Here is a 15,501-nt window from a genome sequence, read left to right on the forward strand (position 1 = left end):
GCCTTATTTCTTTCTCCACATCATATATAATGCTGTCAGATACATCGTGACAAAGCTCCTACTATGGCGTGGATTGACCATTATCTTCTATCAAATTGATTCCAATTGATTTTGGTAGACAGTCTCATCATCACGGCTAGAATAATAAATATACCGATTGTGCCAACCAATAAAGAAAAGTCCTGAAGTTGCATAAGTACGAATATAAAGCCATAAAAAAGCGTTAAGATTCCACTGAAAAGCAGACATATTTTTTTGTCTTTAGTAATCCAATAAATAAATGCAGATATCAAGGCGGTCGTAGCTACGAACGAAATCAAGTAGCTAGTATTGAAAACCACATGTTCACCAAAAGCCAGAAGTAGAGAATAAAATAACACCATAGCACAGCCGATCAATATGTACTGAATGATATGGATATGTCGCTTTTTAATAATTTCTGTGAAAAATAACGATGAAAATGTAAGCAAAATGACCAATAATCCATACTTTGCAACACGGGTAGTTTGCTGGTAATTATTGATAGCTTCCAAAAAATTCACTTGTACCATATCTTTTTCGGTTGCACGAACTTGGTTGTCGGTCGAAGGAACCACTGTATCTTCTACAATTTCATAATTGTTCACAATCTGGTATAATGCCCCTTTGTGATTAGCCCATTGATGAGGGAACTTACGGTCAAAACTTGGAATGTTCCATTCTGCTCTAAATTCATTCAAGTTTACATCCCTATTCTCCGGCAAATAAGATCCGTTGAAACTAGGATTACTCCACTTCCCTTCCACTAAGATCTGATTTTGGTCGGCTAAAGGAAATACATTCAAAGATTTTGACCCGCGCAATTCATAATGTATATCAAACTTATTTACAGTAGACTGTGACGACAGATCCAGCGAGACTGACATCGTACGCTCAAACAGGTTAATAAGCGTGGTATTACCCTCAAAAGCTACGTTATGCAAACCAATTTGCATCGTCGGATTAGCCTTTAGCCCCTTCGTATCACTCATCCCAATAAAAATCTTTGCATCAGTCCATTTTACTTTTGCAGGGTCCACGCCTAATTTCTTGAGATCAAGTTCATCAAATTCGCCAGATAAGTACAAATCTGAATTATACACCACACTTCGGTAGATTCCCCTACTCAGGTATTCTGGCTCGACCTGAGCATACACCTTCATAGACTTCGGCACAATGAAAATGTAATCTTCATCTGTCAAAGTCTCTTTCATTATCCGTCCTTTTTCATCAGAAATATTAGAAGTATGTGGAAAATTATACGGTATTCCTATAACGGGTCCTGAAATAACTTGCGGTCCTCCCCATTTACCTGCAATTTCTACCTTCACACTTTCATCTCTTAATTTTCGCTCACTAATCAAATCCTTAACCCAGCTCATCGGAATAAGCAAGAGGAGTAATAGAATCAAAATAATCAATAGTTTTGCAATAATGGAATTGCTGATTTTTTCGAACGTAGAGACCTGCTGAGGTAGCTCTGATTCATTTTGATGTTGTGTTTTCATTGTTATTAAATTTAAAAATACGCCAGCACAATCTCTAAAGGACATAGCCCCAGTCCCTCTTTGAAAGTAAATATACTTTTTTCTTTTTCTTCAACATAAAAAAGATACTGATGCTGAAACCGTTACCTTAATGTTAGCAACATCTATCTTTATTTTCTAAAAAAAACTTGACATATATCATTCCAGTTCCTTATCTTTGTGACACTATAAAAATCCTAACTGCGGAAGTGGCGTAATTGGTAGCCGCACCAGACTTAGGATCTGGCGCCGCAAGGCGTGGGGGTTCGAGTCCCTTCTTCCGCACTTGATATCCTCCCGACCAAAATATATCGGGAGGATTTTTATTTATAATGCGAAAATAACGCGAAGAAAAGTATGAATATTTCACACCAGAAAATCGACGATGTCAATGCTAATATTACCGTAGAATTAGCTCCTGAAGATTACAACCCAGCTGTCGATAAAGCAATTAAAGAACAAGCAAAAAAAGCTAAACTACCAGGATTTCGCCCAGGAATGGTTCCTGCGGGACATATCAGACGCACCTATGGTAAGTCTATTTTATTTGACGAAATCAACCGTATAATCAACGACAAGATTGCAACTTATATCTCTGACGAAAAGTTTGAAGTGTTGGGTCAGCCGTTACCTATTGACAGTGATCAGGATTCCTCATACGCTTGGGATTTCAAGGATAATTTCAAATTCAATTATGAAATAGGCTTAGCCCCTGCATTTGATATTCCTTTTAGCAATGAGACGGAGTTCATCGAATACGCGATCAAAGCTGACGATGCGACTTTAGCAGAGCGCATCAAAAACTTACGTCGCAGCTATGGTAAAATGACAAATCCTGAGGTTTCGGAAGAAGGCGATGTGCTTTACGCAACGCTGAAGCAAGATAAAGAAGGTGGAATAGAGCAAACAACTTCCCTACGTACAGATCTTGTCGAAGATGCAAAAATAAAGAAATCATTGACTGGCCTAAAAAAGGACGATACGATTACGATAGATATCAAGAAAGCTTTTAAAGTGGCTGATATAGCTCGTATTTTAGGAATAAATGAGGATGAAGCGGAAAGCCTGGATGTAACTAAATTCGAGATAACCGTCAAGAATATCAACCGTTTGGAAGAGGCTGACCTAAATCAAGAGTTTTTTGATAAAATCTTCCCAGCTGGCGATGTTACAACCGAAGAGCAGTTCAACGAGAAGGTGAAAGAAGAAGTTGAATCTCTTTTTAAACAAAACGCTGTTCAAAAGTTGCAAAATGATATGTATACTTTTGGAATGGACAAAGTTGATGTCAAATTTCCAGAAGACTTTTTGAAAAGATGGTTAAAAGCCACAAACCCTAATCTCTCGGAAGAAGAAATCGAAGAGGGCTTTGCTGATTTTGTAAGCAATTTAAAATGGACCATTATTGAAAACCGTATCATTACGGCAAACAATCTGGAAGTCAAGTATGATGAAGTCATGGGCCTTGCAAAAGAGCGTATCTACGCACAGATCAAAATGTACAACAGTGGCGACGAGCCTACTGATGAACAGCTTGGTCAATTTGCTATGCAGTTACTTTCTGATAAAGAGCAGGCCAATCGGCTATTCGAAGAAGTCAAAGCTTTGAAGGTATTTGACCATTTGAAATCGGTCGTCAAAATAAAATCTAAAAAAATTGACTACGATAAATTCGAAAAATTAGATAGCAAATAAAACAACATACGGAAAACAAGAAAGAAGGTTAGCAGTCATGTTAACCTTTTTTGTTTGTTTAAAATTGAATATTATAGCCTAAAGAAATTCTGCCATAGGGAAAATCCCGTTGAAAATCGGGATATTGCTCCTCTTCAAATTCGCCTTTCAAAGCAAAATATCCCGAAGCTAAATTAACCGAGAAGCGTTTGAATATCCGTAGGCTTGCTTCGAGACCTAAAACATGTAAGACATAGTACGAATCTGTGCCACTTATCGTATAAAATACCCCTCCGTTATAATCTGTTGTAAAAAGAAGTCGATTTAGCAAACTCAGTTCTCCCCGGAAGCGATAGGAAGCTCCCGAACCGTAATTATAATTACGACTTTCTCCATATAAAAGATACGGATCCGGTACAGCTGCCAAAAGAACTGCTCCAGCACCCACACTTATATTCAATTTATTCTCCCGTTTATAGCTAAATTCGGAAAGCCAGTTGTAATTTATACTCTGTGCACCGTAAAAAAAGGCATCATTGTTATAAAAGTCATAATGTGCATTCAGTGTACCGTAATGTGTGCCCCTTTTTGATTTAAAAAACTCTGCGCCACTTAACAGTGCATGAACATTGACCGCATTAATAAAGGTACTGTCCCCACTTCCTACCTCAAAATTTACCGAGAACTGATCAAAAGGCCGTTTGTAATTGTGATCGCCATTGCTGTATCTAAAGCGTAGCCGGCTATAAAGTGAATTTTTTCCTTTTTGCAAAAAATCACCTTCTCTGGCGTCGAAGCGACGAAACCCAGCATCAAACTCCGCTGTAATGATAGACGAATCCACGGCATAGTAATCATCGATATGTTTACCCCACTTCCCATCCAACAACCTATTTAATCCATTAACCGGATTGACCAGAAAAGCGACGATCTCATTGCCTGTTTTATTATGACCATTCCTGCTCCTCGCTAAAATATTTCGCGACACTCGGTGCGTCATCTCACCCAAAATAATACCACCGAAAGTTGTATTGACAAAATCATTGATTGCCGGGTGTTGTGTTTCCCCAGCAGTCTCCCAGATATAACTTCCTAATACGGCCGCTGCACTGGACTGATAGAAGTTATATCCATTACTCCGAAAAGCATTGAAATACAGTTGTCCGTGATAAGGATGATCGATCTGATTCGTCGTGAACTGATTATCATCCCAATCCCATGCGCTTATGCGCTGGTGATCAATAAAATTTGGAAAAGTGATATAAGAATAAGGGTCCTGTGTAATGAACCGATTAAAAGAGGCTGGAATAGCTTGTGCTAAAAACCATTCCGTCCCTGCTCTCCAAATTTTTTTCTCCCGATATGGATCAAATTTTTCCTGTTGGACTACCGTGTCTATCTCTATATTCTCTATGTGACTGCTGTCTGGGAAAGAAGGTACCGAAGCAGCAATCACAGAAAATTGGTGAATTAAAACCCATAATAAAATAAGTTTAAGCGGAGTGATAGACATGAAACAAAATTACTATTTCTCCATCGGAACTTCTATTAACAGCAAAGAAGTTGCTGTTTTTGCCTGAAAGTTTGCGGTCGTAACATCGGTTATCCCGATGGCATCTCTCCGTTCCAGTATCTCTCCCGCTACACTAACACTTCCTTCCAATACAAAAACATAAATCCCATTCGTAGAATCTTTCAATTCATAATCTACGGAAACGCCTCCCTCCATATCCGCCAAATGAAACCATGCTTGCTGATGTATCCACGTTCCGTCGTCATCCGGATCTGGAGAAACAACTTGTTGGAATTTATTTTTTCTATCTTCCGGTTCTAACACAATCTGATCATAACGAGGCGTGACCTGTTGCTCATTAGGCAATATCCATATCTGTAAAAACCGCACAGCATGATCTGCACTTCCGTTGAATTCGCTATGATGTACTCCTGTCCCAGCACTCATTACCTGAATTTCATTTGGACGAATAGTTCCTCTGTTGCCCATACTATCCTGGTGTACGAGCTCTCCCTCTAGGGGAATAGAAATGATCTCCATATCATGGTGAGGATGCATCCCAAATCCCTGCCCTCCTGCAACATAATCATCATTCAACACACGCAATGCACCAAATTGAATCCGCTCTGCATTGAAATAACTTCCGAAGCTAAAGGTATGAAAGCTCTTCAACCATCCATGATCAGCGTGGCCTCTGGTGTGTGCCTTATGCAATACTATTTTCATTTTAAGTCCTCCATTAATTTATACTACAAAGATAGCTGCTTGTCTGTTTGCAATTCTTAACCTAACTTAAGAAAAACGTAATAGCGCCTTAATATTCCGAGCGAAGCTTGCTCAGGAATTCGGGAGTAATGCCGATATATGACGCTATATACTTCTGGGGAATGGTATGAATCAAAGTAGGATATAAAGTACAGAATTTCTGATATCTGATTTTAGCCGGTAAGCTGAGATAATCTATTGTACGATGATTACTGGAAGCTAGGGCATTTTCCGTCAATATCCGAAAATACCGCTCCAATTTGGGGATCCGATCAAAGATACTTAACTGACACGAACGACTCAGTAGTAATACATTAGTGGGCAATAATGCATCGATATTCAACTCGCTGGGCTGATTTTTGACAAAACTATACATATCTGAAATCCACCAATTCTCTGGGGCAAACTGTAAAATATGTTCAAATCCATTCTGATCAATGGCATAGGATCGCAAACAGCCATCAACGACAAAAGCTGAATATTGGGCGACCTCTCCAACTCGATGTAAAAACTGCTTTCTCTTCAACGTTTTTTCACGGACCAGCTCTCTAACAGTCAGCTCTTCTTGCTCCGTCAGTCGCATTATACCGTTAATATGTTGTATAAGCCTATCAATCATGATGCGTAATATATCCCATTTCCATATTCTGCAACATAAAAGCCCATTTATCGGCGTACTCTGCAATCACCATGTTGGTCGATTTCCCAGCCCCGTGTCCTGCTTTCGTGTCGATACGGATAAGTACAGGATTGTCACCCGTATTATATTCTTGTAGCCGCGCAGCAAATTTAAATGAATGGGCCGGGACGACGCGATCATCATGATCGGCCGTGAGCACTAATGTTGCCGGATAAGCCGTCTTAGGTCTTAAGGCGTGATAAGGAGAATAACTGTGTAAGTATTCAAACATATCTTTGCTATCTGCTGACGTACCGTAATCGAACGCCCAACCCGCTCCTGCAGTAAATTGATGATAACGTAGCATATCCAATACGCCCACAGCCGGAAATGCAACTTTAAACAATTCGGGCCGCTGCGTCATACATGCCCCGACGAGGAGGCCACCATTTGAGCCGCCTGCGATAGCCAGCTTTTCTGATGAGGTGTATTTTTCATGGATGAGATATTCTGCCGCAGCTATGAAATCGTCAAATACATTTTGTTTATTCATTTTTGTTCCTGCAATATGCCACGTCTCTCCATATTCACCACCTCCACGGATATTTGCTACAGCATAAATACCTCCCTGTTCTAATAAAATAATATTGGCCGTACTAAATGCCGGTCTTAAACTAATATTAAATCCACCATAGCCGTACAATAAGGTAGGACTCGTACCATCTGTTTTTATTCCTTTTCGATGGGTAATAATCATTGGAACTTTCGTACCGTCTTTCGAGGTATAGAAAATCTGTTTGGACACATAGCGTGACGGATCAAATTTGACACCGGATTTTTTATAGCGTTCGGATACGCCCGTTGCAATATTATATTTATAAATGGTACCTGGATGGATGTATGACGTAAACGTATAATACAAATATTTTTCCTCCTTTTTTGCGTCAAATCCGGATGCCGTACCTATCCCAGGAAGTTCGATTTCGCGTTCTAACCGGCCTGACAGGTCGAATTGCTTCACGACCGAAATCGCATCTTGCAGATAAGATGCAAAGAGCTTGCCGCCGCCCAAGGAAGGGCTTAGTACGTTTTGTGTCTCCGGAATAAGATTATCCCATGTTGTCGGGCGAGGGTCTGCAATAGTTGTTGTGACGACTTTACCATTAGGTGCTCCTAATTCTGTATATATAAACAACCGTGAGCCCTCATTTCCCAAGATATCGTGGTTTTTCTCGAAATTATCAACTATCGCAACAAAAGAAGACGATATATCGGATAAATCCTTGATATATAATTCATTTCCGGAAGTCGTATTCGCTGCGGACACCACAAGAAAACGCTCATCTTCTGTCAGATAAGCATTTATATATCGGCGCGGCATCGCTGTCCCACCGAAAACGAGCTCATCGGCAGACTGAGAAGTATTTAAGCGATGGAAATACAGCTTGTGTTGGTCTGTCATAGCCGATAAAGCGGAACCTTCTTCCGGCTTATCATATGAACTATAGTAAAATCCGTTATTTCCGTGCCATGCTAATGCACTAAACTTCACGTCGACAAGAGTGTCTCCAACTATACTTTTATCGGCGGTCTGCCGTACAATGACTTTACGCCAGTCTGATCCGCCTTCTGAAATTTGATAAGCGACCAAGGAACCGTCTTTGCTAAAGGAGACCCCAGCAAGCGACGTCGTACCGTCCTCCGAAAAGCTATTGGGATCCAAAAACACCTCTTCAATTCCCTCTTCTCCTTTTTTTCGATAAAGCACGGCTTGGTTTTGCAATCCGTCATTTTTATAAAAATAGATATACTCGCCCTCTTTGAAAGGTGCGGAATAACGCTCATAATTCCATAGATTCGCCAACCGCGATCGAATGGCTTCCCGGAAGGGTATCTGTGATAAGTAGTCTTCGGTAACCTTATTTTCTTCCGCAACCCAAGCTTTTGTCTTAGCGGATAGATCGTCCTCTAACCATCGATAGGGATCATCTATGGTCACACCAAAATAAACATCCGTATGCGCTATTTTCTCCGTCTCCGGATAAGGTTTTAATTTCATTTGTGGATTAGCTTCAATCATTTTCTCCCGATTACATCCTATAAGCCCGAGTGCTAAAATAACAATACTCCATTTTTTATGCATAGCCTAAGTTTTCGATCAAGCACCAAAGTAAGGCTTTTTCGCGAATTTTAAGAGATATTATATACTTTTGTATCCTGTGCCATGGGAGATAAAATATACTTTGCCTCGGATTTTCATTTAGGCTCGTTTCCGTACGACAAATCCGGCCTTCGCGAAAAGACGGTTGTCGCTTGGTTGGATTCGATAAAAGATGATGCCGCGGAACTCTATCTGGTAGGAGATATTTTCGATTTTTGGTTTGAATATGAAACGGTCGTGCCCAAAGGGTATATTCGCTTCCTCGGCAAATTGGCGGAGCTGGCAGATAGGGGTATAAAAATCACACTTTTCAAGGGTAACCATGACATGTGGATGTTTGGCTATCTTGAAGAAGAGTTGAATGCTCGTATCGTTGATAATGAGTTTATATTCATCGATCATGGCAAATCCTTTTACATCCATCATGGTGATGGATTGGGTGACGGTGACAAGTCCTATAGGTTGCTCAAAAAAATATTTCGCAGTCGTTTGTGCCAATGGCTATTTGCACGTCTGCATCCTAACCTCGGTATTAGCATCGCCCGAAAATGGTCAAAACACAGCCGCGCAGCAAATCTCGTGAAGGAAGAATTTTTAGGGGAAGACCGGGAATGGCTGATTCAATATGCGCAAAGTATACTCCAGAGCACGCATTACGATTATTTTATCTTTGGCCACCGCCACCTTCCTTATGATCTTCCATTAGGTAAAAATAGTCGCATCATTAACCTCGGAGAATGGATTAATTATTTTACATATGCGGTCTGGAACGGGGAAGAATTAAAAATGAAGAACTTTAAAACCTATAATTAATAAAAATGAATTGGATTATCTTGGTTATCGGTGGCTTGTTTGAAGTCGTGTTTACCTTTTGCATCGGTAAGGCAAAAGAAACAAACGGTACAGAAATGTATCTCTGGTATTTAGCTTTTCTACTTTCAGTAAGTATAAGCATGGGGCTTTTAATCAAAGCAACGCAGACATTGCCATTAGGAACTGCCTACGCCGTGTGGTCGGGAATTGGTGCAGTAGGTACGGTCTTAATGGGAATTGTAATCTTTAAAGAGCCAACAGATTTCTGGCGCATTTTCTTCATTTTCACATTAATCGCCTCCATTGTGGGCTTGAAAACAGTATCCAGTCATTAGCAAAAAAGCTTCTTTTCAAACTGGAGGAAACATAAATTTTAAGTACTTTTGTACTCTTCAAGGCAAATAGGCTTTGTTGATTGTAAAATTATGTTAGAAAAACTACAAGCTATTAAGGAACGATGGGAAGAGGTCGAAGCGGAATTGAGCAATCCGGATACCATCAGCGACATGAAACGCTTTGCAAAACTAAACAAGGAGTATAAAGACCTTGCCAAAATCGTCGAGCAATATCATATTTATAGAAATATAGTTAGCAATATTGATGCTAATAAAGATATTTTGGTCAATGAAAAAGACCAAGAGCTGCGTGAAATGGCAAAAGAAGAGCTTGACATTTTATACGTACAAAAAGAGGAAAAGGAAGATGAAATACGGCTTATGCTGATTCCAAAGGATCCGGAAGATGCCAAAAATGCCATTATTGAAATCCGAGGAGGTACTGGGGGTGATGAAGCGGCTCTCTTTGCAGGAGATCTCTATCGGATGTATACTCGTTATTTTGAGACGAAAGGGTGGCGCAACGAAGTCATGGACGTAACGGAAGGAACCTCAGGCGGTTATAAAGAAGTTGTCTTAAAAGTTATCGGAGAAGACGTATATGGACAGCTAAAATATGAATCGGGTGTACATCGGGTACAACGTGTTCCGGACACCGAGACTCAAGGGCGTGTACATACTTCGGCTGCTTCTGTTGCCGTATTGCCTGAAGCGGAAGAGGTTGATGTATACATCAACCCAGGCGATATTGAGATGCAGACGTCTCGTTCTGGCGGTGCCGGAGGACAAAACGTTAATAAAGTAGAGACGAAGGTACAATTAACGCACAAGCCATCGGGCATAGTCGTCGTATGCCAGGTTGAACGATCTCAGCTGGCAAATCGGGAATTAGCTATGGAGATGCTTCGTAACAAGCTTTATGAGCTGGAAGTACAGAAGAAGCACGGTGATGTTGCTGCCAAGCGAAAGACAATGGTGTCTACAGGCGACCGTTCTGCCAAAATCAGGACCTACAACTATCCGCAAGGTCGTGTTACCGAACATCGCATCGGCTTGACCATGTACAATTTACCTGCCATTATGGATGGTGATATTCAGGAAATTATAGATGCTTTACAGTTTGCCGAGAATGCCGAAAAGATGAAAGAAGGCGCTGTAGACTAAGGTTTTTTTACTTTTTTTTAGAAAATATAGAAATAAGAACTATATTTGCACACCTTCTTAAAAGAAGGAAGTAAAGAGGAATTTAGGTCTGGTAGTTCAGCTGGTTAGAATACATGCCTGTCACGCATGGGGTCGCGGGTTCGAGTCCCGTCCAGACCGCTAAAATTCTCTTACAAAATACATAATAATAATAGGTCTGGTAGTTCAGCTGGTTAGAATACATGCCTGTCACGCATGGGGTCGCGGGTTCGAGTCCCGTCCAGACCGCTAACAAAAGGTGTCACAAAACTGTCGACACCTTTTTTATTTTCCATCTGTTTCATGTCTCCTTCTCAATTACTGACACAACTAAAAAACACAACTTTTTTATGGCAATTGTTTAAAAATACTATTACGTTTGAATAAAGAATTTCATATATTAAATTTGAGATATTAAGGGTTACTATTTCCATATTTAAGGTATTAACAAGTGAGTAAGATAAAGCATATATTACCATATGAAGTTTCCGATCAAGAATTGATAACGGGAATAGCACAAGGTGATAGTAGGGCTATCAATAAATTGTATAAATTCTTCTTCCCGTCGATATCTCGTATGATTATCAACAACAACGGGTCTGACGATGAAGCAAAGGATATATTTCAGGATGCTGTGATGGTTTTATATGACAGACTTACTCAAGGTAAATTTGAGCTAAATAGTAAGCTTAGTACTTTTTTGTATGCTGTCAGTAGACGACTGTGGTTGAAGCACCTTACCCGGAAAGGAGTAACCTCGAAAACATCGGATATATCAGATTTTGAGGATATTCTAAAAATAGAGGATGATGTCGAACGACACGAAATTATTGAGAGCAACTTTAGACAAATGAGTTTTGCATTAGAACAGCTTGGTGAACCTTGCAAGACTTTACTACATGACTTTTATATAGTAAATATGTCTATGCAAGAAATCAAGGAAAAGTTTGGTTATACGACTACCGACAACGCAAAGACACAAAAGTACAAGTGCTTGCAGCGGCTCAAAAAACTGTTTTTTAATACAAGTAAATTAGACAAGTAGTCATGAGGCGACAAGATTTTTTGGATTGGGCAGACCAATACATGAGAGGGGAATTATCAAAAGAAGACCAGATTGCATTTGAAGAATATTGCAAAGAACATCCTGAAATAACTGTATTGCTAGAAGAACATACCTCGTTCTTAAAACTCTGGAAAGATACAGAGGAAAGAAAAGCACTTCGTCTTGCACTGGCTAAGGAAGGTAAAAATATTAAATCAAATTCTTCTCTTTTTTCCAGTCAGAAAATACTTTCATTGTGGAGCCGTTTACAGATTAATGCGGCTGTTGCAGCAACCGTTGCATTAGTGTCCGTATTTTCTACATTATGGTTGACAGGATATTTTACAAACATCAAGAAAGCCACGACAGATTACAGTGCTTTACGCCGAGAAATGAATTCGGTAAAGAGAAATGTAAATGAACAAAACAAGGTCATCCGGGATATTAACAATAATAAAACAAAAAACACAACACCCATACACTTTGGTGCGACAGGTTTTATGCTAACAAAAGACGGATATGTAGTAACCAACAACCATGTCATTAACGGTGCAGATTCGGTACATCTTCAAAACAGTAAGGGACAATCGTTTCGCGCGAAAATTGTGTATTCAGATGCCATCAAGGATCTGGCAATCCTCCATATTGACGATACCGGTTTTAAACCGCTCAAAAACGTGCCTTACACCTTCAAAAAGCAAAAATCTGAACTCGGAGAGGATATCTATACAATTGGTTTTCCACGCGACGAGGCCGTATATGGTCAAGGCTATTTAAGTTCTAATACAGGATATGTCGGCGATACTATAGCCTATCAGATTTCTATACCGGTCAATCCAGGGAATAGTGGTGGCCCCGTATTGGATAACCAAGGGAATATTATCGGAATAATATCGGGTAAACAAAAAGGTATCGATGGGGCAGCCTTCGCTATTAAAACAAAAGAATTAATAGAAACCTTGAATCGGATACCTGCCGACTCCCTGAAAGGAAATATTGTATTGAATAATAAAAATACGTTAGCTAACCTGCCTCGGACAGAGCAAATCAAGAAATTACAAGATTATATCTATATTGTCAAAGTATTTTAATGGATACTTTCTCTTTTTCAGGTTGGCCTATGTAAAAGATAGGCTTTGATAATCAGAAAATTAATCATTAACTTTAGGCAATCTTATGCGGACCTTTTGGATATATTTTTTTATCTTTTTGTGTTTGTCGGTCTTGACACAAGCTTTCCTTTATCTTTTTGGCACAGATCAATACAACTTAGACTTCCTACACGGGCTAGGCCAAATAGTTATTATCACATTGATAGCTCTAATTGCCTCTTATACCCTACGAAAAAAGAAAAACGAATATAAAGAGAAAGCCAACTAAACAGCTGGCTTTTCTATTAAATAATACAGTCTAAATACCTTAATTATTTGGCTGTGGGGTAGTACGTAAATAGGACTTGATCTCTTTAAATCCTTTTGGAAATTTTGCAGGAATATCCGCTGTTGGAATAGCCGTCGATATAATAACGTCCTCTCCCTGATTCCAGTCTGCTGGAGTAGCAACAGAATAATCAGCTGTCAATTGCAATGAATCAATTACACGCAAAATCTCATTAAAATTACGTCCTGTTGATGCTGGATAGGTCAGTGTAAGTTTAATTTTCTTATCTGGCCCTATCACAAACACCGATCTTACCGTTGCTGTGGCTGACGCATTGGGATGAATCATATCGTACAACTGTGCAACCTTACGGTCTTCATCTGCTATGATCGGAAATTCGACATTTGTATTTTGCGTTTCATTAATGTCTTTTATCCAATCTAAGTGATCGGGAACACTATCAACACTTAACGCCAATACTTTAACGTTACGCTTTTCAAATTCCGATTTTAATTGTGCTGTACGCCCCAATTCCGTTGTACAAACGGGTGTAAAATCTGATGGGTGCGAGTATAAAACTGCCCAGCTACCATCAATAAAGTCATAGAAATCAATGTCCCCTACCGAGGTCTTGGCCTGAAAATTTGGCGCATCATCGCCTAATCTTAAACTCATATCGTTAATGATTAATGTTAAAAAATATATTAGTCTACAAATGTAGTAGATTAAATTTTATATATCAAATTATACAATATTTTTTAATTATTCTATGACATATCCCCTTGGGCGACTGTGTTACTCATGATTAAGAGAATTATATTTCTAAAATTTCAGTTCGTTATCAATCTTTGCTAAAAACCCATAATCCTCAAATGAGAAGCTCCCACTTTGACGCATATTAAGCTCAAACAGAAATTTTGCTTTTTTCAAAAGGCCGCGATCATCAGATAGCAATCCATCGTACATAAAAAGCTGTGCCAATGGGCGAATTTGCTCAGGTTCGAGCGTAGATATAAAAAGTTCGAGCTCACCATTATCTAATCCAATCAAGTAGGATCTATCTTGTCGGAAGTACTCTTTGTACCCACTCTCTATATCTATTGGTGTGGACTCTTCTTCTAAACTGCCCTCCCACTTATCTACCAAGAGACGGAGGAACTTCCCCATCTCGTTGATCCAATTCAAGATTGTATCTTTCTCGTAACGAATGCCCATATTCTACCTCACCTGTCCATCTCCAGTTACAAACCACTTCTCCGTCACCAGCTTTTCCAATGCAAAAGGACCCCGTGCATGTAACTTCTGCGTCGAAATACCTATTTCTGCCCCTAAACCAAATTCTCCGCCATCTGTAAAACGGGTGGAAGCGTTGGAATATACTGCTGCCGCATCTACCGCGTTCATGAAATCCGCAATATGTACCGGATCGTTAGACACAATACACTCCGAATGCTTCGAAGAATAAGTTGCAATATGCTCCAATGCATCCGCTAATCCATCAACCGTTTTGATAGAACATTTTAGATCTAAAAACTCTTTACCAAAATCCGATTCCTTTGCCTGATTAAGGAAAGGATAGCCGAGCTGTGCCAATAGACCATATAGTTCAGCTGAAGCATAGACCTCCACTTTAGCTTCCTCAAAATGCGGCAGCAATTTAGGTATGAAAGCATCGGCAACCGCAGCGTCAACCAGCACCGTATCCAAAGCATTACATACCGAAGGCCTAGAAATTTTGGCATTGGCAACAATCTTTGCTGCTTTATCCAAATCTGCCGTTTCGTCGACATAGGTATGACATACACCAGCGCCGGTTTCGATTACAGGCACCTTCGCATTATCACGCACAAAGTCTATTAATGATTGCGAACCACGGGGAATGATAATATCGACAAAATCTGTAGCCGTCAGCAATTCCTGAACAAACTCGCGGTCTGTGGGAAGAAGCTGTACAATATTTGGATCTATAGAAAAAGAAGTAAAAGCATCCCTGATCATGTCAACCAAATAAGAATTAGTAAACCATGCATCCGATCCTCCTCTCAACAAACAAACATTTCCCGACTGTAGACATAATGCTGCAACATCTACCGTAACATTCGGACGAGACTCGTAGATAACGCCTACAACACCCAATGCAACTGTCTTTTTCTCAATCTTCAATCCATTATCCAAAATCTTTGAACTCAGTATCTGACCGGTAGGGTCTTCCAGGTTAGCAACATCAATAATACTTTGTGCAAGCCCGTTTATTCTTTCATCGGTCAGTTTAAGTCGGTCAAATTTTGGATCTGTAGGGTCCATCCTTTCCAAATCCTTTTTGTTTTCCTGGATAATAGTTTCTTTGTGATCGAGTAGTCCCTTCGCTATTTTATTCAGGATATTTTTCTTATCCTCCCGGGATAGCATGCGGACGGCTTGTTTTGCCTTCCGCGCATTTAACAATTGTGACTGGATATTTTGCATGGTA

General features: G+C 39.8%; 14 protein-coding genes and 3 tRNA genes. 9 read left to right on the forward strand and 8 right to left on the reverse strand.

Annotated elements, in window-relative coordinates:
- Nucleotides 1-80 precede the first annotated feature (80 nt).
- Nucleotides 81-1,526, reverse strand: coding sequence for a cell envelope integrity protein CreD (gene creD / locus G5B30_RS12825; RefSeq protein ID WP_165320394.1), 1,446 nt, complete (start codon nucleotides 1,524-1,526; stop codon nucleotides 81-83).
- A 221-nt stretch (nucleotides 1,527-1,747) separates the two neighbouring features.
- Between creD and G5B30_RS12830 the strand changes: the two genes are divergently transcribed.
- Together G5B30_RS12830 and G5B30_RS12835 are read left to right on the forward strand one after the other, a co-directional pair.
- A tRNA-Leu gene (locus G5B30_RS12830) sits at nucleotides 1,748-1,829 on the forward strand.
- Nucleotides 1,830-1,901: 72 nt separating this feature from the next.
- The gene (locus G5B30_RS12835) at nucleotides 1,902-3,239 is read left to right on the forward strand and encodes a trigger factor (RefSeq protein ID WP_165320395.1); all 1,338 of its coding nucleotides are present in this window, start codon (nucleotides 1,902-1,904) and stop codon (nucleotides 3,237-3,239) included.
- A gap of 58 nt (nucleotides 3,240-3,297) precedes the next feature.
- Here the strand turns inward: G5B30_RS12835 and G5B30_RS12840 are convergent, their stop codons facing one another.
- The 4 genes from G5B30_RS12840 to G5B30_RS12855 form a co-directional block, all read right to left on the reverse strand.
- On the reverse strand, nucleotides 3,298-4,731 hold the full coding sequence (locus G5B30_RS12840) for a DUF3943 domain-containing protein (protein WP_165320396.1): 1,434 nt from the start codon (nucleotides 4,729-4,731) through the stop codon (nucleotides 3,298-3,300).
- A 12-nt stretch (nucleotides 4,732-4,743) separates the two neighbouring features.
- On the reverse strand, nucleotides 4,744-5,457 hold the full coding sequence (locus G5B30_RS12845) for a pirin family protein (protein ID WP_165320397.1): 714 nt from the start codon (nucleotides 5,455-5,457) through the stop codon (nucleotides 4,744-4,746).
- Nucleotides 5,458-5,545: 88 nt separating this feature from the next.
- Entirely contained in the window at nucleotides 5,546-6,115 is a 570-nt protein-coding gene (locus G5B30_RS12850) for a Crp/Fnr family transcriptional regulator (protein WP_165320398.1), read from the reverse strand.
- Complete coding sequence (locus G5B30_RS12855) at nucleotides 6,108-8,258, reverse strand: prolyl oligopeptidase family serine peptidase (protein ID WP_165320399.1); 2,151 nt, start codon at nucleotides 8,256-8,258, stop codon at nucleotides 6,108-6,110. Before G5B30_RS12855 ends, G5B30_RS12850 begins: the two co-directional genes overlap by 8 nt.
- An 81-nt stretch (nucleotides 8,259-8,339) precedes the next feature.
- Here G5B30_RS12855 and G5B30_RS12860 point away from each other — a divergent pair, with 81 nt between their 5' ends.
- The 7 genes from G5B30_RS12860 (at nucleotide 8,340) to G5B30_RS12890 (ending at nucleotide 12,742) form a co-directional block, all read left to right on the forward strand.
- Nucleotides 8,340-9,089, forward strand: coding sequence for a UDP-2,3-diacylglucosamine diphosphatase (locus tag G5B30_RS12860; protein ID WP_165320400.1), 750 nt, complete (start codon nucleotides 8,340-8,342; stop codon nucleotides 9,087-9,089).
- A 5-nt stretch (nucleotides 9,090-9,094) separates the two neighbouring features.
- Complete coding sequence (locus G5B30_RS12865; RefSeq protein ID WP_165320401.1) at nucleotides 9,095-9,424, forward strand: DMT family transporter; 330 nt, start codon at nucleotides 9,095-9,097, stop codon at nucleotides 9,422-9,424.
- A gap of 90 nt (nucleotides 9,425-9,514) precedes the next feature.
- On the forward strand, nucleotides 9,515-10,588 hold the full coding sequence (gene prfA, locus G5B30_RS12870) for a peptide chain release factor 1 (protein ID WP_165320402.1): 1,074 nt from the start codon (nucleotides 9,515-9,517) through the stop codon (nucleotides 10,586-10,588).
- Between the two features lie 85 nt (nucleotides 10,589-10,673).
- Nucleotides 10,674-10,747: transfer RNA gene (locus tag G5B30_RS12875), tRNA-Asp, on the forward strand.
- Nucleotides 10,748-10,781: 34 nt separating this feature from the next.
- Nucleotides 10,782-10,855: transfer RNA gene (locus G5B30_RS12880), tRNA-Asp, on the forward strand.
- Between the two features lie 202 nt (nucleotides 10,856-11,057).
- On the forward strand, nucleotides 11,058-11,651 hold the full coding sequence (locus tag G5B30_RS12885; protein ID WP_317164345.1) for a sigma-70 family RNA polymerase sigma factor: 594 nt from the start codon (nucleotides 11,058-11,060) through the stop codon (nucleotides 11,649-11,651).
- Nucleotides 11,652-11,653: 2 nt separating this feature from the next.
- A complete protein-coding gene (locus tag G5B30_RS12890) occupies nucleotides 11,654-12,742 on the forward strand; it encodes a S1C family serine protease (protein WP_165320403.1) in 1,089 nt (362 codons plus the stop codon).
- A 328-nt stretch (nucleotides 12,743-13,070) separates the two neighbouring features.
- On the opposite strand, the gene G5B30_RS12895 is transcribed toward G5B30_RS12890, so the two are convergent.
- From G5B30_RS12895 to G5B30_RS12905, 3 genes are all read right to left on the reverse strand, one after another.
- Nucleotides 13,071-13,706 carry a peroxiredoxin gene (locus tag G5B30_RS12895; protein ID WP_165320404.1) on the reverse strand — a complete coding sequence of 212 codons (636 nt, stop codon included), beginning with the start codon at nucleotides 13,704-13,706 and terminating at the stop codon, nucleotides 13,071-13,073.
- 147 nt (nucleotides 13,707-13,853) lie between these two features.
- Complete coding sequence (locus G5B30_RS12900; RefSeq protein ID WP_165320405.1) at nucleotides 13,854-14,216, reverse strand: hypothetical protein; 363 nt, start codon at nucleotides 14,214-14,216, stop codon at nucleotides 13,854-13,856.
- 33 nt (nucleotides 14,217-14,249) lie between these two features.
- Entirely contained in the window at nucleotides 14,250-15,497 is a 1,248-nt protein-coding gene (locus G5B30_RS12905) for a glutamate-5-semialdehyde dehydrogenase (protein ID WP_165320406.1), read from the reverse strand.
- Nucleotides 15,498-15,501 lie beyond the last annotated feature (4 nt).

Origin of the sequence: Sphingobacterium sp. SGG-5, from assembly GCF_011043525.1 — a bacterium.
Lineage (GTDB): Bacteria > Bacteroidota > Bacteroidia > Sphingobacteriales > Sphingobacteriaceae > Sphingobacterium.